This is a genomic window from Bacillus sp. COPE52 (assembly GCF_003355115.1).
In the GTDB taxonomy this organism is placed as follows: domain Bacteria; phylum Bacillota; class Bacilli; order Bacillales; family Bacillaceae_G; genus Bacillus_A; species Bacillus_A toyonensis.
In genome coordinates this window covers 5329656-5350193 of record NZ_CP031292.1, presented here as the reverse complement: position 1 = coordinate 5350193, position 20538 = coordinate 5329656, and the positions used below count along the sequence as shown (strand labels likewise).

The window sequence follows — 20538 nt, the reverse complement described above, 5'->3', positions numbered from 1 at the left end:
AGTTATTCACACTATTCAGCTACTACTTTAAAATATCATTAATTTCTTCGACTTGTTTTTGCAATTGCGTATCCGTTTTTAGTAGCTTAGAAATTTTTTCATGGGCATGGATAACGGTTGTATGGTCACGTCCACCAAATTCTTCACCTATTTTAGGTAAAGAGGAATCTGTAAGTTCGCGTGATAAATACATTGCAATTTGACGAGGAAACGCAACTGATTTTGTACGCTTTTTCGCTTTAAAATCTTCTAATTTTACTTGGTAAACGCCCCCGACAGCTTTTTGGATATCATAAATAGAAATAATTTTTGGTTTAGAATTTGGAATAATATCTTTAAGTGCTTCAGCTGCTAAATCAGCATTAATATCTTTGTTAATTAAAGATGAATAAGCTACAACTCGGATGAGCGCACCTTCTAATTCACGAATGTTTGAATCGATTTGATTTGCGATATACAGCATAACCTCGTTTGGTATATCAAGTCCTTCAGCTTTTGCTTTTTTACGTAAAATCGCAATTCGCGTCTCTAAATCTGGTGGCGTAATGTCCGTAATGAGTCCCCATTCAAAGCGAGAACGAAGACGATCTTCTAAAGTTGGAATTTCTTTTGGTGGCCGATCACTTGAAATTACAATTTGTTTGCTTTCTTCGTGTAATGCATTAAATGTATGGAAAAACTCTTCTTGAGTTTGTTCTTTTCCAGCAAGAAATTGAATATCATCTATCAATAAAACATCTACATTGCGATATTTATTACGAAAATCGACTGCTTTATTATCACGAATAGAGTTAATGAATTCATTTGTAAATTTTTCGGATGATAAATATACAACTTTCGCGTTTGGATTGTGTTCAATTACATAATGACCGATCGCATGCATTAAATGCGTCTTTCCAAGCCCAACGCCCCCGTAAATAAAGAGAGGATTATATGCTTTAGCTGGAGCCTCGGCTACAGCTAATGAAGCAGCATGGGCAAAACGGTTACCAGAGCCAATAACAAATGTATCAAATGTATATTTTGGATTTAGCATGCTCTGTGGTAAATGAGTAGAATCATCTTGTGCTCGATTTTTTTTAATAGGAGGAAGATCGATATCCTCTTCAGCTTGACTTTGGGGAATAATAAAGCGAATAGCCAATTTTGCCCCTGTTAAATCATAAAGTGTTTCCGAAATGAGTTCTGAGTAATGAGATTCTAGCCAATCACGAGCAAATTCATTTGGAGCTGTAATCGTTAATACGTCTTTCTTTAAGTTATGTGCTGTTGTTGACTTCAACCACGTTTCATAACTAGGTTTACTGACCTTTTTTTCAAGTTCTTTTAAGGCACTATTCCATAAATCAGAGATGTTTTCCAAAGGTGTCCCTCCTTTACTAAGATGGTAAAAGAATAAGGTTGCGCAACAAATGTACAACCCAATAAATAGTAAATGTATATTTATACGAAACGTCTTTTAAAACCTAAAAACGTCGTTTGTATATGAAATAGGGTTTTCGACAAAAAAAGCAAATGTGGACAACTATTTACCCACATGTGATTAAAACTGTCCACATGTTATACACAAATTGTGGATAAAATAAACATGTGGGAAACTTATTCAAAGTGAAAACACAACTATAATATCAAAAAAAAGTAGCTATAGCAATGAAATTAAGAAAGTTATCCACAAAATCAATACCTTGTGGAATAAACTTGTCCACAATACGATATACTGTGTAAAAGTAAGAAAAAAGTTTGTGGATATAAAAAACAGAAAAAAACATTTATCCACAAGGAAATATAAGAACTGTGAAAAAGAATGTGAACAGGTTCAAAATGAATATTTGATGAAAATTTCGAGAACCATTGACATTTTCCTAGTTGATTAACTATAATTTATAAGACTGTCTTTAACAGATATTCCTCAGGGAGGTGTCATATAATGAAAAGAACTTACCAACCAAATAAACGTAAGCGCAGCAAAGTACATGGTTTCCGCAGCCGTATGAGCACAGCGAACGGACGTAAAGTGCTAGCAGCTCGTCGTCGTAAAGGAAGAAAAGTATTATCTGCGTAGACCACTGATCGTTCAGTGGTCTTTTTTTCTAATAATAGTGAATTTCCGCTGATGAAATACAGGAGTGTCAATTGATATGAAGAAAAAAAATCGTATAAAGAAGAATGATGAATTCCAGGAGGTTTTTCAAAAAGGAAAATCAAATGCGAACCGTCAGTTTGTTGTATACCAACTAAATAAAGAAGAACAGCCAAATTTTCGCATCGGCCTTTCTGTTAGCAAGAAGATAGGAAACGCAGTAGTTCGTAATCGAATTAAGCGTATGATCCGTCAGTCCATTACAGAATTGAAAGATGAGATAGATTCTGGAAAAGATTTTGTTATAATAGCAAGGAAGCCTTGTGCAGAGATGACATATGAAGAAGTAAAGAAAAGCTTAATTCATGTCTTTAAACGCTCTGGTATGAAAAGAATAAAAAAGTAGCGTAAGGAAATGAATTACACTATATACATACCGAAACAAGGAGGAGCAGGCTTTGAAAAAGAAAATAGGTTTACTGGCCATGGTTATTACATTAATGGCAATTGCTACCGGCTGTAGTGAAACGGGTCAGCCAATTACATCGAAGAGCACTGGGATTTGGAATGAATATTTCGTATACCCGCTTTCTCAGTTAATCACGTATTTTGCGACATGGCTTGGTGATAATTACGGTTTAGCGATCGTTATTACGACCCTTATTATTCGTTTTGCATTATTACCATTAATGATTAAGCAAACGAAGAGTACGAAAGCTATGCAGGCGTTACAACCAGAAATGGTAAAGTTAAAAGAGAAATATAGCTCGAAAGACCAAGCAACACAGCAAAAATTACAACAAGAAATGATGCAGTTATATCAAAAAAATGGTGTAAATCCATTAGCCGGTTGTTTACCAATATTTGTTCAGATGCCTATTTTATTCGCATTTTATCATGCGATTATGAGAACATCAGAAATTAGTAAACATACATTTTTATGGTTCGATTTAGGACAGGCAGACCCTTACTATATCTTACCGGTTGTTGCAGCGATTACGACATTTATTCAGCAAAAGCTTGCAATGGCAGGAACTGCTGGTCAAAATCCACAAATGGCAATGATGATTTGGCTTATGCCGATTATGATTTTAATCTTTGCAATTAACTTCCCAGCGGCATTATCACTTTACTGGGTTGTTGGTAATATCTTTGGTATCGCTCAAATGTACTTTATCAAAGGGCCAGAAATTAAGGCTAGTAAGGCTGGAGGATCAGGTAAGTGAGTGTAATTACTGCTAAAGGACAAACAGTCGAGCTGGCAGTAGAAGATGCTTTAAGGCAATTAAACACTTCAAAAGATCAAGTTGATATAAATATTATCGATGAGGGTAAAAGGGGATTCCTAGGCTTATTTGGGAATCGTCCTGCAGTAGTAGAAGTTGTATTGAAGAAAGAGCCCATTCAAGAATGTGAAGAGTATTTAAAAAATGTTATTCGCAACATGGGTGTGGAAGTCGAGATTAGTAAAATTGTAAAGGGACGCGAAGTTGAATTTACAATTTCTGGTGATGATGTAGGTGTTTTAATTGGAAAAAGAGGTAATACGTTGAACTCTTTACAGTATTTGACAAAACTTGTCGCGAATCGCCATACGAAACAGTATATTGGTATCACACTAGATGCTGAAAATTATCGTAGTAAAAGAAAAAGTACGTTAGAATCGCTTTCTTATCGATTAGCAAAACAAGTGTCTAAAACGAAAAAAAGAGTTGTTTTAGAGCCGATGCCATCTTTTGAACGAAAAATTATCCATCAAGCATTATCTAATCATCAAGATATCAATACAACTTCTGAAGGAAATGAACCACATCGGCATGTTGTAATATCTTCCAAATGACCGGTTACTCAAATGAGTGCCGGTTTTTTTGAGGGGAAAACAGATGTGGATAACTAAAAACACTAAACTTATCCACTGTGAATAAGTTTAGTGTTTTTTACATGAGGACATAATAAAATGAGTTATTATTCTTTTGTAGATAGGTTCGTTATGGTATTCTAATAATTTAGTGAAGAAAATAATCGTGTTGAAATAGAGATAAATAAGCAAGTGAGGTGAAAGGACATGGAATTTGATACAATTGCTGCGATTTCCACAGCGCTTGGAGAGGGCGCAATTGCCATTGTTCGAGTAAGTGGGGATGATGCGGTTGAAAAAGTTAATCGTATTTTTAAAGGGAAGGACTTAACAGAGGTTCCTTCTCACACAATTCATTATGGCCATATTGTTGATTTAGATACAAATCAAGTTATTGAAGAAGTTATGGTGTCTATTATGCGTGCGCCAAGAACTTTTACACGCGAAAATATAGTAGAAATTAACTGCCACGGTGGACTTGTTTCGGTAAATAAAGTATTGCAGCTTATTTTAGCGCAAGGAGTACGATTAGCAGAGCCTGGTGAATTTACAAAACGTGCTTTTTTAAATGGTCGTATTGATTTATCACAAGCAGAAGCTGTCATGGACTTAATCCGTGCAAAAACAGATCGTGCAATGAACGTAGCGATTAATCAAATGGAGGGGCGATTATCTAAATTAATTGGCCGCCTGCGTCAGGATATATTAGAAACGCTAGCTCATGTTGAGGTAAACATAGATTACCCAGAATATGATGATGTAGAAGAGATGACACATAATATTTTAATTGAGAAAGCGACACATGTTCGTGCTGAAATTGCAAAAATATTAGAAACATCGAAGCAAGGGAAGATTTTACGTGAAGGTATTGCTACTGCAATCATCGGTAGACCTAACGTTGGGAAGTCATCGCTATTAAATAGTCTCGTTCAAGAGAAAAAGGCAATTGTAACTGATATTGCAGGAACAACTCGTGATGTTATTGAAGAGTACGTTAATGTGCGTGGTGTACCACTTAAACTTATAGACACAGCCGGGATTCGTGAAACGGAAGATGTTGTTGAACGAATTGGTGTAGAGCGTTCGAAAGAAATGATGAGCCAAGCTGATTTAGTGTTAGTTGTCGTTAATTATAGCGAAGCTTTAACGAATGAGGATGAAGAGCTATTCCGTGCCGTACAAGGAAAAGATTTCATTGTTATTGTAAATAAGACAGATTTACCGCAAGTAATTGATATGGAACGTGTTACAGAATTGGCAGCGGGAAATCGTGTTATTACGACGTCGTTAATTGAGGAACAAGGAATAGATGAGCTTGAAAAGGCGATAGCGGACTTATTCTTTGAAGGAGCAATTGATTCTGCTGATGTGACATATGTTTCTAACGCGAGACATATTGGATTATTAACACAAGCAGGAAAAACAATTGGAGATGCAATTGAGGCGATAGAAAATGGTGTTCCAATTGATATGGTGCAAATTGATTTAACAAGAACGTGGGAAATACTTGGTGAAATTACTGGTGATACCGTCCATGAAAGCTTAATTGACCAGTTGTTCTCTCAATTTTGTTTAGGAAAATAATATAGTGATGCTTTAGAAAGATAGAGATTATTAGGAGGAATAAACAATGGGATACAATGCCGGTTCATACGATGTCATAGTAATCGGTGCAGGTCATGCAGGATGCGAAGCTGGTCTTGCGGCAGCACGAATGGGCTCCAAAACATTAATGTTAACAATTAATTTAGATATGGTAGCGTTTATGCCATGTAACCCTTCTGTTGGTGGACCAGCAAAAGGGATTGTTGTTCGTGAAATTGATGCATTAGGCGGAGAAATGGGACGCAATATTGATAAAACGTATATTCAAATGCGTATGTTAAATACAGGTAAAGGACCAGCTGTACGCGCACTTCGAGCACAAGCAGATAAGTTCTCTTACCAACATGAATTAAAGAAAACAATTGAAGAAACACCAAATTTAACGTTGTTCCAAGGAATGGTAGAGCGTTTAATTGTTGAAGATGGCGAATGTAAAGGGGTAATTACGCAAGCTGGTGCTGAATATACAGCGAAAACAGTCGTAATTACGACTGGAACGTTTTTACGCGGTGAGATTATTATGGGAGATTTAAAATATTCGAGCGGTCCGAATAATCAACAACCATCTATTACTTTATCAGAACATTTAGAGGAACTTGGATTTGATCTTGTTAGATTTAAAACAGGTACACCTCCGCGTGTAAATAGTAATACAATCGATTACAGCAAAACAGAAATTCAGCCAGGTGATGATAAACCACGAGCTTTCTCTTTTGAAACGACAAAATTTATTATGGATCAAATTCCATGTTGGTTGACGTATACAAGTACGGAAACACATCGTTTAATAGATGAAAACCTGCATCGCTCAGCTATGTATTCTGGTATGATTAAGGGAACAGGACCTAGATATTGTCCTTCAATTGAAGACAAAGTAGTAAGGTTTAATGATAAACCACGTCATCAAATTTTCTTAGAGCCAGAAGGACGTAATACACAAGAAGTGTATGTACAAGGTTTATCAACAAGCTTACCAGAAGATGTGCAGCGTGATATGCTTAGAACAATCCCTGGTCTAGAAAACGTTGAAATGATGCGTACAGGTTATGCGATTGAATATGATGCGATTGTGCCAACACAACTATGGCCAACACTTGAAACGAAAAAAATTAAAAATTTATATACAGCAGGACAGATTAACGGAACTTCTGGTTACGAAGAGGCGGCAGGACAAGGGCTTATGGCTGGGATTAATGCAGCATGTCGTTCTTTAGGTGAAAAAGAAGTTATTTTAGGTCGCGAGGATGCTTATATTGGTGTCTTAATTGATGATCTTGTAACGAAAGGTACAAATGAACCATATCGTTTATTAACGTCTCGTGCAGAATATCGTCTATTATTACGCCATGATAATGCTGATCTTCGTTTAACTGAAGTTGGTCGTGAAATTGGATTAATTAAAGAAGAGCGCTATGAGCGATTTACAAATAAAAAATTACAAATTGAACAGGAAAAGGAACGTTTAAGCAGCATCATTATTAAGCCACGTCCTGAAGTTCAAGAATTAATTCGTAGCATTGGTGGAAGTGAATTGAAAGATGGAATACGTGCAAGTGACTTATTACGTCGTCCAGAGATGACATATGAGCATATTCATCTTTTAGTACCAAGTGAAGTAGAACTAAGTGATGAAGTGACAGAACAAGTTGAAATCCAGATTAAGTACGAAGGATATATTGAAAAATCTTTACAGCAAGTAGAGCGTATGAAGAAAATGGAAAATAAAAAAATACCTGTGGATATTGATTATGATGCAATTTCTAGCCTTGCTTCAGAAGCTAGACAGAAATTGAAAGATGTTCGTCCACTTTCAATGGGGCAAGCTTCACGTATTTCTGGTGTAAATCCAGCGGATATTTCCATTTTACTTGTGTATATTGAACAAGGAAAAATTGCGCGCGTATCGAACCAATAAATAGTAAGGAGATATTGTTAGATGAACATAGAACAATTTCAATCTATGCTAGAAGAGAAGGGGATCACTCTCTCTTCTAGACAGTTAGAGCAGTTCGAAATCTACTTCGAAACATTAGTAGAGTGGAATGAAAAAATGAATTTAACGGCTATTACGGAGAAAGAAGAAGTATATTTAAAACACTTTTTTGATTCGATTACAGCTGCTTTTTATTATGATTTTTCAAAACCATTCTCAATTTGTGATGTTGGTGCAGGAGCTGGATTCCCAAGTATTCCTTTAAAAATCTGTTTCCCGCATTTAAAAGTGACAATTGTAGACTCATTGCAAAAACGCATTAATTTCTTAAATCATTTAGCACAAAAGTTGGAATTAAGTGACGTTGCGTTTTGTCATGATCGTGCTGAAACATTTGGGAAAAAAGAAGGTGTACGTGAATCGTACGATATTGTAATGGCACGTGCAGTTGCGCGTCTTTCTGTATTAAGCGAGCTATGTTTACCACTTGTAAAAGTTGGAGGAACATTCATTGCTATGAAAGGTGCCGCGGCAAACGAAGAAATTGAAAATGGCAAGTATGCTTTAGAGGTGCTAGGCGGGGATCTAAAAGAAATGTCTACGTTCCAATTACCGTTTGAAGAAAGTGAACGTAATATTTTATTAATCGAGAAAAAGCGCAAGACACCAAAGAAATATCCACGCAAACCGGGAACACCCAATAAATTACCTATTGAAAAATAAATCTTATTAGACGTAAGATTAAATTATATAAATGAAAACGTAAATGTTTCATAGGAAACATTTTATGTAGAATAGTCAATAGGCCTAAAAGGTGGTGGAATATGTATGAAAAATACGTTTTCTCGTTTATTTGGCTTTGGAGATAAAGAGAGCGAATTCGAATTACAAGACGAAAGCCATGAAGAAATAGATAAAAAGGTATATGAAGAAATACAAGAAATTCCGATCGTAAATATTACTCCTAATCGTTATCAACCACGAACGGTTTTTGACGATGCACGTATCGACGAGTTGGCATTAACGATTCGTACACACGGGCTCATTCAGCCGATTGTTGTGAGGCAGTATGAGGATGATAAGTACGAGATTATTGCTGGAGAAAGACGTTTTCGCGCAGCAACGAAGTTAGGCTGGGAAAAGGTCCCTGCGATCATAAAGAACTTAAATGATACAGAGACAGCTTCTGTAGCGTTAATTGAAAATTTGCAACGTGAGGAATTAACAGCAATCGAGGAAGCTGTGGCATATCAAAAGCTGATTGAGTTACATAATTTAACGCAAGAAGCATTGGCACAACGACTTGGAAAAGGACAATCTACAATCGCAAATAAGTTGCGATTGTTAAAGTTGCCTGAAGAAATAAAAAGTGCATTGTTAGAAAAAAGTATTACAGAACGTCATGCTCGTGCTCTCATTCCTTTAAAAAATAAGGAATTACAACTGAAAGTTTTACAAGAAATTGTGGAAAAACAACTCAATGTAAAACAAACAGAGGAACGAATCGCGAAATTACTAGAAGAAGTAAAACCGAAGCGCAAGGCGAAGCAAAAAGCAGTAAGCCGAGACGCGAGAATTGCTATGAATACAATTAGGCAATCATTACAAATGGTGGCTGACAGTGGTTTAAATGTTAATTCTGAGGAAGAAGAATTTGATGAGTACTATCAAATTACGATTAAAGTTCCGAAGAAAAAATAATAATGATGTGTTAGAGACCTTATCCCACTGGAGAGGTCTCTTTTGCTATATTTTCTTGTTAATGAAGAAGGAGTTTAGAAATAAATTTTGAAGTTTAATAAGGACGGAAAAGAAAAACTTTTATTTCATGTTACAATAAACATAATTGTTACTAGAATAAGATAGAAAGGTTGAAAGTAGGTGACATCATGGGAAAAATCATTGCTATTGCTAATCAAAAAGGCGGTGTTGGAAAAACAACAACATCTGTTAATTTAGGGGCTGGATTGGCGCAAGTAGGTAAGAAAGTCCTTCTCGTAGATATTGATGCTCAAGGAAATGCAACGACTGGTGTGGGAATTGAAAAGTCAGAATTAGACCAATGTATTTACAATGTTCTTGTGGAAGATGCAGATGTTCAGGGAGTTATACGGAAAACCGCAACTGAAAACTTAGATGTTCTACCCGCTACAATTCAATTGGCTGGTGCTGAAATTGAATTGGTACCGACTATTTCCCGGGAAGTACGTTTGCAAAGGGCATTACAGCCAGTTCGTGATGAATATGATTACATTATTATCGACTGTCCCCCGTCTTTAGGGTTATTAACGATTAATGCATTAACAGCAGCAGATTCTGTTATTATTCCTGTTCAGTGTGAATATTACGCACTCGAAGGATTAAGTCAGCTATTAAATACAGTTCGACTTGTACAAAAACATTTAAATAAAGATCTAGCAATTCAAGGTGTATTGTTAACAATGCTAGATGCCCGTACAAATTTAGGGATTCAAGTTATAGATGAAGTGAAGAAATACTTTAGGGATAAAGTATACCGTTCCATTATTCCACGTAATGTTCGCTTAAGTGAGGCACCAAGTCATGGGAAACCGATTATGCAGTATGACGCTAAATCAAGAGGGGCAGAAGTATATATAGATTTAGCAGAGGAAGTGATTGCAGGTGGCTAAAGGTTTAGGAAGAGGGATTAATGTGTTTTTTCCTGATTTAGATGTGAAAGAAGAAGAAACGATTCAGGAGATTATCGTAACTGAATTAAGGCCGAATCCATACCAACCGCGTAAGCACTTTAATAAAGCTGCGATTGAGGAATTAGCGGCTTCTATTAAAGAACACGGCATATTACAACCGTTAATTGCTAGAAAGAGTATTAAAGGATATGAAATTGTTGCAGGTGAAAGAAGATATCGTGCTGCCAAAGAGGCTGGACTTGAAAAGGTACCTGCCGTTGTAAGGCAATTAAACGAGCAGCAAATGATGGAATTTGCTTTGTTAGAAAACTTACAACGAGAAGATTTAAATCCGATGGAAGAGGCAATGGCATACCAGATGTTAATGAATGAGCTAAATGTAACGCAAGAACAATTAGCGAAACGTCTTGGTAAAAGTAGACCTTACATTGCAAACTATACTCGGTTATTAAGCCTCCCTTCTTTCGTACAAGATATGATTGCAAATGGTCAACTTTCAATGGCTCATGGGAGAACTTTACTTACAATCAAAGATGAAGAACAATTGAAGTCCTTATTGAAACGCATTGAAAAAGAAGGATTAAATGTTCGTCAATTAGAGAAAATCGTCCAAGAGATTAATCAACACGTTTCACGTGAAACAAAACAAGTGAAAAAAGAGCGAAATATATTTTTCGTAGAACGTGAAACGTTCTTAAGAGAAAAGTTTGGTACAGATGTGAAAATTAAAGAGACGAAAAAAGAAAAAGGTAAAATCGAAATTGAATTTTTTAATAAAGAAGATTTAAATCGTATTTTAGAATTATTATCACATAAAAATTAAAAAGCAAACCATCTTATTATTTATAGATGGTTTGCTTTTTTTAATGCAGATAATTTTTGATCCGTCTCTTTTATACTTTGTGCGATTACATCGGCCATTTTCATCACTAAACTTAATCTCGTATTTTGAAGAACAAAAAACTCCATAAAACCATTTAAATTGACGATGCCGTGTATATGCAAATCACCAACTGCAGGTAATTTCTTATTCATCGCAGCACCAGGTTTACTAGGTCCTTTTCCAGTAGTAATTGAACCGATATTTTGAGACTTTCCTAAACATGCATCAACGGCAATTATAAAGGAAGTAGGATTTTCTTTCTGTATATTTTGAATTTTCTCTTCTAGATTCAGTGCATGCACTGGTTCATCTAGTGTGCCGAACACTTGGAAGTTTTTGATTTCTACTTGTTCTAGCTTAGTGCCAACTAATGGGCCGAGTGCATCACCGGTGGAACGATCTGTTCCGATACAAACGAGAATAAGTGGTATATTAGTTTGAATAGGAATATGGGAAAGCAAGAAGTTACTGATTGTCTCGGAGGCTTCTAAGTCTTGGTGCATAACATTTTGAGTTTCTTTTTCGAAAAAAGGTAAGCGAAAACTTCCAATATTCATGAAGCACCCATCCTTTTAATAAATTTTCAAAATATGTTATATGGCGAATAAAATGGAAAACTATAAGTGCGTACTTTTTGCAAAATGTAAATGAAAACGGAAATAATAGTACTAGTATATATATATTCGTTCCATTTTATACCTGGATAGAAGTTAACAAATGCAATTAAAGTTATAAATTTTTTCAGCAATCAGAGAGACTTCTGATACAATAAGAAGAATAACTAAAAAGAAATTTTGGCTGGAGAGGTAGAGATACATGGATTTATTAACGAAGTGGTTTAATTCTACGAAACAGTATTTATTGGATGCTGATCGTTGGGCTCATATTGGAGTTGCGACATTAAAAATATGTATTATTTTAACAATTGGTGCAGTTGTTGTGCGAGTTGCAAGAGCGGTTGTACGAAATGCGTTTCGCATGGGGAGCCGTTCTCCAATCCAAATTTCAGAACGTCGTACAGTTACGGTAGCGAAATTACTTGAAAATATTGTAGCATACGTTGTTATGTTCATTATGCTAATTGCGATTTTAGGTGTGTTTGATATTAATGCATCAGGTTTATTAGCGGGTGCCGGGGTAATTGGTTTAGCAGTCGGATTTGGTGCTCAAAGTTTAGTGAAAGACGTTATTACAGGTTTATTTATTTTGCTAGAAGATCAGTTTTCAGTTGGCGATTATGTTAAAATCGGTCAATTTGAAGGAGTCGTTTTAGAAATTGGACTTCGTACAACGAAAGTAAAGAGTTGGACAGGTGAAATTCATACTTTACCAAACGGAAGTATTGTTCAAGTTACTAACTACTCAGTTAGTAATAGTGTAGCATTTGTTGATGTATCTATTTCATATGAGGCTGACATTGCGAAAGCAGAGCAAGTTATTGAGGATTTATTAGTAGAGTTACCTGCACAATACGAAAAAATGGTAACGACGCCTCAATTATTAGGTGTGCAAACATTAGCTGCATCAGAAGTTATATTACGCGTTATTGCTGAAGTAGAACCGATGCAACATGCAGTTATTGCAAGAGCACTTCGTAAAGAGATTAAAAATCGTCTAGATTTACATGGAATTGAAATTCCATATCCACGTATGGTTTTATATAATCGTGAAGAACTGGTTAGTGGAAAAGCACTTTAGTATCGAGAGGGGTTTGGAGAGTGGAGCAAAAGGAATATAACTTGTACGACGTTGTGGAAATGAAGAAAGCCCACCCATGTGGTGAGAATCGTTGGAAAATTATTCGTATGGGAATGGATATCCGCATTAAGTGCGAGGGATGTGACCATTCAGTAATGATTCCTCGAAGAGAGTTTGATCGTAAGGTGAAAAAAATACTTGTGAAGCACGAAGAATAGAGAAAAAGTAACAGTTGCAGTAGGTGGCTGTTGCTTTTTTCATTTGGAGGAAACTTGTCATTTTTTTCGTTACTATCTATAATGATGAAAGATTGAGACATAGGAGTGAAAAATATGGGATTAACGGCTGGGATTGTTGGATTACCTAACGTAGGGAAGTCCACTTTATTTAATGCAATTACACAAGCAGGAGCAGAATCTGCGAACTATCCATTCTGTACAATTGATCCAAACGTAGGAATTGTAGAAGTACCAGATGAGCGTTTAAATAAATTAACGGAATTAGTAGAACCGAAAAAGACTGTTCCGACTGTATTTGAGTTTACTGATATTGCAGGTATCGTAAAAGGTGCAAGTAAGGGCGAAGGGTTAGGAAATAAATTCTTATCTCACATTCGCCAAGTAGATGCAATTTGCCAAGTTGTTCGTTGTTTTGAAGACGAAAATATTACGCACGTTTCAGGAAAAGTAGATCCAATTGATGATATTGAAACAATCAACTTAGAGCTAATCTTAGCAGACTTAGAGTCTGTTGATAAACGTATCGAGCGTGTTGCGAAATTAGCAAGACAAAAAGATAAAGAAGCAGTATATGAGCATGAAATTTTAGTGCGTTTAAAAGAAGCTTTCGAAGAGGGGAAACCAGCTCGTACTGTTGAATTTACAGAAGAGCAAATGAAGATTGTTAAAGGCCTTCATTTACTTACAACGAAAGAAATGCTATACGTAGCAAACGTAAGTGAAGATGATATTATGGATCCTTCTGAAAATAAATACGTACAAATGGTAAAAGAATTTGCAGCAAATGAAAATTCACAAGTAATTGTTGTATGTGCAAAAATTGAATCAGAAATCGCTGAGTTAGATGAGGAAGAGAAAAAAGTATTCCTGGAAGAACTAGGCATTGAAGAATCTGGTTTAGATCAGTTAATCCGTGCTGCATATGACTTATTAGGACTTGCTACTTACTTCACAGCTGGTGTGCAAGAAGTGCGTGCATGGACGTTTAAACAAGGTATGAAAGCACCACAATGTGCGGGCGTAATTCATACAGATTTTGAGCGTGGATTTATTCGCGCAGAAACAGTTTCTTATGATGATTTAATGACAAACGGTTCTATGACAGCTGCAAAAGAAGCTGGAAAAGTACGTTTAGAAGGAAAAGAGTATATCGTAAAAGACGGAGATGTTATGCACTTCCGTTTTAACGTTTAATTTAATATTTCCTAGGAAAAATAAAGATATGAACTTGGCAAATATATTATGTGTTTGCCAAGTTTTTTACGTATTGGTGAGTTGATTCATATAACTTACTATGATATAATCTAAACTCGTGAGTAATTACTATAAATTAATTGCTCCTTGCCCATTATGGGCCGTTTAGACCAAAAGGAGGTGAAAGTGTAATGAGAAAGTACGAAATTATGTACATCATTCGTCCTGGCGTTGAAGAAGAAGCTCAAAAAGCTTTAGTTGAACGTTTTGCAGGTGTTTTAACAAACAATGGTGCAGAAATCATTAACACGAAAGAGTGGGGTAAGCGTCGTTTAGCTTACGAAATCAACGACTTACGTGAAGGTTTCTACATGATCTTAAACGTGAACTCTAACGCAGAAGCGATTAACGAATTCGACCGTTTAGCTAAGATCAACGAAGATATCCTTCGTCATATCGTTGTTAAAGAAGAAGAAAAATAATTGATATATAAGGGAGAGTGGTTCGATTGATGAATCGTGTTATCCTCGTTGGTCGTTTAACTAAGGACCCTGACTTACGTTACACGCCCAATGGTGTTGCAGTAGCTACTTTTACGTTAGCTGTGAATCGCGCATTTGCGAATCAACAAGGTGAGCGTGAAGCTGACTTTATTAATTGTGTAATATGGCGTAAACAAGCAGAAAACGTGGCAAATTATTTGAAAAAAGGTAGCTTAGCAGGCGTAGACGGACGTCTTCAAACTCGTAATTACGATGGACAAGATGGTAAACGTGTATATGTAACAGAAGTTCTTGCGGAGAGCGTACAATTTTTAGAGCCGCGTAATGGCGGTGGGGAGCAACGTGGTTCATTCAATCAGCAACCATCAGGAGCTGGTTTCGGTAACCAAAGCTCTAACCCATTTGGTCAATCTAGTAATTCAGGCAACTCAGGTAACACTGGAAACTCTGGATTTACGAAGAATGACGATCCATTTTCGAATGTTGGTCAACCGATTGACATTTCGGACGACGATTTACCATTTTAATGGTATGAATCGGCTATTTTTAACAAAGAATGGAGGGAATAGACATGGCAGGACGCAAAGGTGGACGTGCGAAACGTCGTAAGGTGTGTTTCTTCACATCTAACGGCATCACTCGCATTGACTATAAAGATGTTGATTTATTAAAACGTTTCGTTTCTGAACGTGGTAAAATTTTACCTCGTCGTGTAACAGGAACAAGCGCAAAATACCAACGCAAACTTACAGTTGCAATTAAACGTGCTCGTCAAATGGCACTTTTACCATATGTTGGTGAATAATAGCGTATGAAATGCACAGTAGAGTCGGACTCTACTGTGCATTTTGCTATGCTTTTCTTTTTTGAAAGAGAGGTTAAATCATGAAACAAACAAAATTTATTACTGAAGGCGCAGCGTTATTAGCTATATACGCGATATTATTGCTTGTGTCTTTATACGTTCCGGTTTTAGGTACAGTTGTAACTTTCGCATTACCATTACCGTTTATATTGTTTACGATAAAATATAGGTTATCCAATGCTTTTATAATTTTTACAGCTGCGCTTTTTATTACCGTTATTGTGAGCCAGCCCTTGAATCTAGTGAAGACAATAATGTTTGGATTGATAGGGATTGTTTTAGGATCCATGTATAAAAAAAGAAAAAAGCCAATAGAGATCTTGATGGCAGGAACCCTTGCATATTTAATTGGTTTTGTGCTCATTTATGTTGCAAGTATAAAGTTTTTTAACATAGATTTAATGAAGCAAATACAAAATATGTTTAATGAAGGTATGGCGCAAAGTGAAAAGATGGTAAGCGCTGCAGGTATGCCAATTAGTAAAGAACAAAAAGAGTTATTTGGACAATTCAATGAGATATTACAAACACTATTCCCGAGTTTACTTGTAATGGTTTCTGTTTGTTTTTCTTGGATTACAGTGCTCCTATCGGGTAGTGTCTTGAGGAAGTTAAAGTATGACGTTATATCTTGGCCTAAATTTAAAGATATACAATTGCCAAAGAGCATTGTCTGGTATTACGTTATATTTATTTTGTTAGCAACTTTTATAAAGGTAGAACCAGCATCATATTTATATATGGTATTTTCCAACCTATATGTCATATTTGCACTATTGCCCGTACTGCAAGGTCTGACATTTATCACCTTTTTAGCGCATAGAAAAGGATTTACTAAAGGTGTTCCTATTATTAGTTTTATTGTATGCATGTTTATTCCGATGATGTTTCCTCTTGTAACAATCTTAGGTATAATTGACTTAGGGATTTCATTGCGTTCTAAAATAGGGGGATAAAATAATATTCCTTATACTATTTTAATCTGTAAAACTAACTGGAAAGTGAGTTAGTTTTACTTTATAGGAGTTGTATACATGCCTGAATTTTATAAGAAACAGTGGTTTTTATATCCTGTTTATGTATTGGCATTTTTTGTATTTGTGCTAATTTCACTCCTCTGTTACTTTCATTTAATTATGGGAATATCAGCCTTTTTTATCTTTTGTATTGTACTTTTTGTCGTTATACGATTCGAACTTACTTTCCAAAGAAATTTTGAAAAACATACGACAGATATGATTACAAGGGTAAAGAAAGTGAGTAATGAAGCATTTAACCAAATGCCAATTGGTATTTTGTTATACAATAAGGATTATGGGATTGATTGGGCAAATCCTTATTTATCATCATGTTTGGGACAGCATGCATTAGCCGGTTGGCACCTTTACGATGTATCAGAAACATTACTCCTTTTTATTAAGGGGGAAACTTCTGACGATATAGTTTCTTTAAATAATCGAAAGTTCCGTGTTTTTGTAAGGAAAGAAGAAAAGCTAATTTATTTCTTTGATGTAACGGAACAAACAGAAATTGAAAAGATGTATGAAGATCAACGCACTGTTTTAGCTGTTATTTATTTAGATAACTATGATGAAGTTACACAAGGATTAGATGATCAATTACGTACGAATATAACAAGTCTTGTGACGTCACGTCTAAATGAATGGGCTGTTAAGTATGGCGCTTATTTAAAACGTGCATCTTCAGAGAGGTTCTTCGTTGTACTAAATGAAAGTATTTTAGCACAAATGGAGAAAGGCAAGTTTAACATTTTAGATCAAGTGCGTGAAGAAACATCTAAAAGGAATATACCACTTACGTTAAGTGTGGGTGTCGGATCAGGTGATATGCCTTTATCAGAGCTTGGAGCAATGGCTCAATCTGGTTTAGACCTTGCGCTTGGACGTGGTGGGGATCAAGTAGCTATTAAACAAGCGACAGGTAAAGTTAAATTTTACGGCGGTAAAACAAATCCAGTTGAAAAGCGTACTCGTGTACGTGCTAGAGTTATTTCGCATGCATTGAAGGATTTAGTATTAGAAAGTAGTAATGTCATTATAATGGGACATAGGGCCCCTGATATGGATGCAATTGGTGCTGCGATTGGTATTTTAAAGGTAGCTCAATTAAATGAGCGCAAAGGATATATTGTGTTAGATGAAAATGATTCCGATAAGGGAATTAAACGTCTGATGGATAAAGTGAAACAAAATGAAGAACTATGGTCTCATTTTATTACCCCAGATCAAGCGATGGAATTTGCAAATGATGAGTCCTTACTTGTTGTTGTGGATACACATAAGCCTTCTATGGTGATGGAGGAAAAACTGGTTCGTAAAATTGAAAATGTAGTGGTGATTGACCATCATCGTCGTGGAGAAGATTTTATTGAAGATCCATTACTTGTTTACATGGAACCATATGCTTCTTCGACGGCAGAACTTGTTACAGAATTACTTGAGTATCAACCGAAAAATTTAAAGATGACAATGTTAGAAGCGACGGCATTGTTAGCTGGTATTATTGTTGATACGAAAAGTTTTACGTTCCGGACGGGTGCTCGTACGTTTGATGCAGCTTCTTATTTACGCTCGCATGGTGCAGATACTGTACTTGTACAAGAATTGTTAAAAGAAGATATGAATCAGTATTTACGAGTTGCAAAAGCTATTAAAAATGCGTACATTTATAAAAATGGAATTGCTATTGCAAAAGTTGATAGTGATGACTATTACGATCAAGTGCTTATTGCACAATCAGCGGACACGCTATTAACGATGACGGGTATTATTGCATCATTTGTTATAGCGAAACGTGGGGAGAATTTCATTGGAATTAGCGGCAGGTCTTTAGGTGAAGTGAATGTGCAGCTAATTATGGAGAATCTAGGAGGTGGCGGGCATTTGACGAATGCAGCCACACAAATGAAAAATGTTACAGTAGATGAAGCTGAGGAGAAGCTTCGATTTGTTATTGATGACTATTTACAGGGAGGCACACAATCATGAAAGTAATTTTTCTAAAAGACGTAAAAGGTAAAGGTAAAAAAGGAGAAATAAAAAACGTACCAGATGGTTATGCAAATAACTTTTTACTAAAACAAGGATTAGCTGCTGAAGCGACAAACAGCAGTATGAAAACTTTAGAAGCTCAAAAGCGTAAAGAAGAAAAAGATGCAGCAGCAGAGCTTGAGAATGCAAAAGAGCTGAAAGAAACTTTAGAGAAATTAACTGTGGAACTGAAGGCGAAATCTGGAGAAGGTGGCCGTTTATTTGGTTCTATCACAAGCAAACAAATCGTAGACGCAATGCAAAAATCACATAAAATCAAACTTGATAAACGTAAATTTGAAATGGATGATGCAATTCGTGCATTAGGTTATACAAATGTGACTGTAAAATTGCATCCGCAAGTAACAGCAAAAGTAAAAGTTCATGTTAGTGAACAATAAAAATAAATTAAACAAGGAGGATTGCGTATGAGTGATGTAATGGCTGATCGTACCCCTCCGCATAATATAGAAGCTGAGCAGGCAGTCTTAGGTGCCATATTGATTGATCAAGATGCGTTAACGTCAGCATCAGAACTATTGGTACCTGACTCATTTTATCGAACGAAACATCAAAAGATCTTTGAAGTGATGCTTGGCTTGTCTGATAAGGGAGAGCCAATTGACTTAGTAATGATGACGTCAGCGATGGCTGATCAAGGATTACTAGAAGAAGTTGGTGGGGTTTCTTACTTAGCAGAGTTAGCAGAGATTGTTCCAACTGCTGCTAACGTAGAGTATTATGCACGAATCATCGCTGAAAAGGCGCTTTTACGTCGTTTAATTCGAACGGCGACTCATATCGTGTCTGATGGATATGAGAGAGAAGATGATGTGGACGGCCTTTTAAATGAGGCTGAGAAAAAAATATTAGAAGTATCTCATCAAACGAACGCTAAAGCATTCCAGAATATTAAAGACGTTCTTGTGGATGCTTACGATAAAATCGAACTTTTGCATAATCAAAAAGGTGAAGTTACAGGAATACCAACTGGATTTACTGAATTAGATAAGATGACCGCAGGTTTCCAACGAAATGATTTAATCATAGTAGCGGCGCGTCCGTCAGTAGGGAAAACTGCATTTTCATTAAATATCGCACAAAACGTAGCGACGAAAACGGATGAAAATGTAGCGATCTTTAGTTTGGAGATGGGCTCTGATCAGCTTGTTATGCGTATGCTTTGTGCAGAAGGTAATATTGATGCGCAAAGACTTCGTACTGGGTCATTAACTTCTGATGATTGGGCGAAGTTAACAATGGCGATGGGAAGCCTTTCAAATGCCGGTATATATATTGATGATACACCAGGGATTAAGGTAAATGAGATTCGAGCAAAATGCCGTAGATTAAAGCAGGAACAAGGTCTTGGGATGGTTTTAATTGACTATTTACAGCTTATTCAGGGAAGTGGGAAGTCGGGCGAGAACCGTCAGCAGGAAGTATCTGAGATTTCGCGTACATTAAAAGGGATTGCGCGTGAATTACAAGTGCCTGTTATTGCCCTTTCACAGTTATCCCGTGGTGTTGAATCTCGTCAAGATAAACGCCCTATGATGTCTGATATTCGTGAATCGGGGAGTATTGAGCAGGATGCTGATATTGTAGCATTCTTGTATCGTGAAGATTACTATGACCGTGAAACGGAAAATAAAAATACGATTGAAATTATCATCGCAAAACAACGTAATGGTCCGGTAGGTTCAGTAGAGCTTGCGTTTGTTAAAGAATTTAATAAGTTCGTTAACTTAGAACGACGCTTTGAGGATGGGGCATAAAGGCAGTATAAAAAAGAAACACATTTCTTATAATAAGATGTGTTTCTTTTTTTATAGAGTAAAGATAAGGCTTTCATAAGGTGAAAATATAATTCTTACGAACGAAAATGATTTTTAATAAAAAAATGTTCGCTTTTTTGGTTGACTTCTTTTTCGGTTTTGGTACAATTATATTGTTTG

General features: G+C 36.1%; 22 protein-coding genes. 20 read left to right on the top strand and 2 right to left on the bottom strand.

The genetic code is table 11. From position 1 onward, the window contains the following. Window positions 1-22 precede the first annotated feature (22 nt). Complete coding sequence (gene dnaA, locus DPQ31_RS27125; protein ID WP_000428014.1) at window positions 23-1363, bottom strand: chromosomal replication initiator protein DnaA; 1341 nt, start codon at window positions 1361-1363, stop codon at window positions 23-25. 564 nt (window positions 1364-1927) lie between these two features. Here dnaA and rpmH point away from each other — a divergent pair. The 10 genes from rpmH (at window position 1928) to spo0J (ending at window position 10971) form a co-directional block, all read left to right on the top strand. Beyond that, entirely contained in the window at window positions 1928-2062 is a 135-nt protein-coding gene (rpmH, locus tag DPQ31_RS27120) for a 50S ribosomal protein L34 (protein ID WP_000831901.1), read from the top strand. Between the two features lie 76 nt (window positions 2063-2138). Further along, on the top strand, window positions 2139-2486 hold the full coding sequence (gene rnpA, locus DPQ31_RS27115; protein ID WP_000728892.1) for a ribonuclease P protein component: 348 nt from the start codon (window positions 2139-2141) through the stop codon (window positions 2484-2486). 52 nt (window positions 2487-2538) lie between these two features. Further along, window positions 2539-3306 carry a YidC family membrane integrase SpoIIIJ gene (spoIIIJ, locus tag DPQ31_RS27110; RefSeq protein WP_000726765.1) on the top strand — a complete coding sequence of 256 codons (768 nt, stop codon included), beginning with the start codon at window positions 2539-2541 and terminating at the stop codon, window positions 3304-3306. Beyond that, the gene (gene jag, locus DPQ31_RS27105) at window positions 3303-3920 is read left to right on the top strand and encodes an RNA-binding cell elongation regulator Jag/EloR (protein ID WP_087969755.1); all 618 of its coding nucleotides are present in this window, start codon (window positions 3303-3305) and stop codon (window positions 3918-3920) included. Before spoIIIJ ends, jag begins: the two co-directional genes overlap by 4 nt. 225 nt (window positions 3921-4145) lie before the next feature. After that, complete coding sequence (mnmE, locus tag DPQ31_RS27100; protein ID WP_085450915.1) at window positions 4146-5522, top strand: tRNA uridine-5-carboxymethylaminomethyl(34) synthesis GTPase MnmE; 1377 nt, start codon at window positions 4146-4148, stop codon at window positions 5520-5522. Between the two features lie 46 nt (window positions 5523-5568). Then, entirely contained in the window at window positions 5569-7458 is a 1890-nt protein-coding gene (gene mnmG / locus DPQ31_RS27095; RefSeq protein WP_085450916.1) for a tRNA uridine-5-carboxymethylaminomethyl(34) synthesis enzyme MnmG, read from the top strand. A gap of 21 nt (window positions 7459-7479) precedes the next feature. Further along, window positions 7480-8199: a 16S rRNA (guanine(527)-N(7))-methyltransferase RsmG gene (gene rsmG, locus DPQ31_RS27090; protein ID WP_001019622.1), complete on the top strand. Its 720-nt coding sequence runs from the start codon at window positions 7480-7482 to the stop codon at window positions 8197-8199. Between the two features lie 105 nt (window positions 8200-8304). Further along, the gene (gene noc / locus DPQ31_RS27085) at window positions 8305-9177 is read left to right on the top strand and encodes a nucleoid occlusion protein (RefSeq protein WP_000799021.1); all 873 of its coding nucleotides are present in this window, start codon (window positions 8305-8307) and stop codon (window positions 9175-9177) included. Between the two features lie 188 nt (window positions 9178-9365). Next, window positions 9366-10127, top strand: coding sequence for a sporulation initiation inhibitor protein Soj (gene soj / locus DPQ31_RS27080; RefSeq protein ID WP_000516116.1), 762 nt, complete (start codon window positions 9366-9368; stop codon window positions 10125-10127). After that, window positions 10120-10971, top strand: coding sequence for a stage 0 sporulation protein Spo0J (gene spo0J / locus DPQ31_RS27075; protein ID WP_001051819.1), 852 nt, complete (start codon window positions 10120-10122; stop codon window positions 10969-10971). Before soj ends, spo0J begins: the two co-directional genes overlap by 8 nt. Window positions 10972-10991: 20 nt before the next feature. On the opposite strand, the gene yyaC is transcribed toward spo0J, so the two are convergent. Then, window positions 10992-11588, bottom strand: coding sequence for a spore protease YyaC (gene yyaC / locus DPQ31_RS27070; protein WP_001020736.1), 597 nt, complete (start codon window positions 11586-11588; stop codon window positions 10992-10994). 259 nt (window positions 11589-11847) lie between these two features. Between yyaC and DPQ31_RS27065 the strand changes: the two genes are divergently transcribed. The 10 genes from DPQ31_RS27065 (at window position 11848) to dnaB (ending at window position 20358) form a co-directional block, all read left to right on the top strand. Next, window positions 11848-12729, top strand: a complete 882-nt coding sequence (locus tag DPQ31_RS27065) for a mechanosensitive ion channel family protein (protein WP_000365116.1) — start codon at window positions 11848-11850, stop codon at window positions 12727-12729. A gap of 20 nt (window positions 12730-12749) precedes the next feature. Further along, window positions 12750-12947: a DUF951 domain-containing protein gene (locus DPQ31_RS27060; RefSeq protein ID WP_000435485.1), complete on the top strand. Its 198-nt coding sequence runs from the start codon at window positions 12750-12752 to the stop codon at window positions 12945-12947. Window positions 12948-13061: 114 nt separating this feature from the next. Further along, the gene (ychF, locus tag DPQ31_RS27055) at window positions 13062-14162 is read left to right on the top strand and encodes a redox-regulated ATPase YchF (RefSeq protein ID WP_000524664.1); all 1101 of its coding nucleotides are present in this window, start codon (window positions 13062-13064) and stop codon (window positions 14160-14162) included. A 191-nt stretch (window positions 14163-14353) separates the two neighbouring features. Then, on the top strand, window positions 14354-14644 hold the full coding sequence (gene rpsF / locus DPQ31_RS27050) for a 30S ribosomal protein S6 (protein ID WP_001233781.1): 291 nt from the start codon (window positions 14354-14356) through the stop codon (window positions 14642-14644). A gap of 26 nt (window positions 14645-14670) precedes the next feature. Next, window positions 14671-15192 (top strand): single-stranded DNA-binding protein, encoded by a 522-nt coding sequence (ssb, locus tag DPQ31_RS27045; RefSeq protein ID WP_000981965.1) that lies wholly within the window; start codon window positions 14671-14673, stop codon window positions 15190-15192. A gap of 44 nt (window positions 15193-15236) precedes the next feature. After that, entirely contained in the window at window positions 15237-15470 is a 234-nt protein-coding gene (gene rpsR / locus DPQ31_RS27040; protein WP_000918874.1) for a 30S ribosomal protein S18, read from the top strand. An 80-nt stretch (window positions 15471-15550) separates the two neighbouring features. Continuing rightward, window positions 15551-16486 carry a YybS family protein gene (locus tag DPQ31_RS27035; protein ID WP_208731252.1) on the top strand — a complete coding sequence of 312 codons (936 nt, stop codon included), beginning with the start codon at window positions 15551-15553 and terminating at the stop codon, window positions 16484-16486. A gap of 78 nt (window positions 16487-16564) precedes the next feature. Next, window positions 16565-18538: a DHH family phosphoesterase gene (locus tag DPQ31_RS27030; RefSeq protein ID WP_001113905.1), complete on the top strand. Its 1974-nt coding sequence runs from the start codon at window positions 16565-16567 to the stop codon at window positions 18536-18538. Continuing rightward, the gene (gene rplI, locus DPQ31_RS27025) at window positions 18535-18981 is read left to right on the top strand and encodes a 50S ribosomal protein L9 (protein WP_000864222.1); all 447 of its coding nucleotides are present in this window, start codon (window positions 18535-18537) and stop codon (window positions 18979-18981) included. The genes DPQ31_RS27030 and rplI overlap by 4 nt, the downstream gene beginning before the upstream one ends. Before the next feature lie 27 nt (window positions 18982-19008). Next, on the top strand, window positions 19009-20358 hold the full coding sequence (gene dnaB / locus DPQ31_RS27020) for a replicative DNA helicase (RefSeq protein WP_001286243.1): 1350 nt from the start codon (window positions 19009-19011) through the stop codon (window positions 20356-20358). Window positions 20359-20538: the final 180 nt, after the last annotated feature.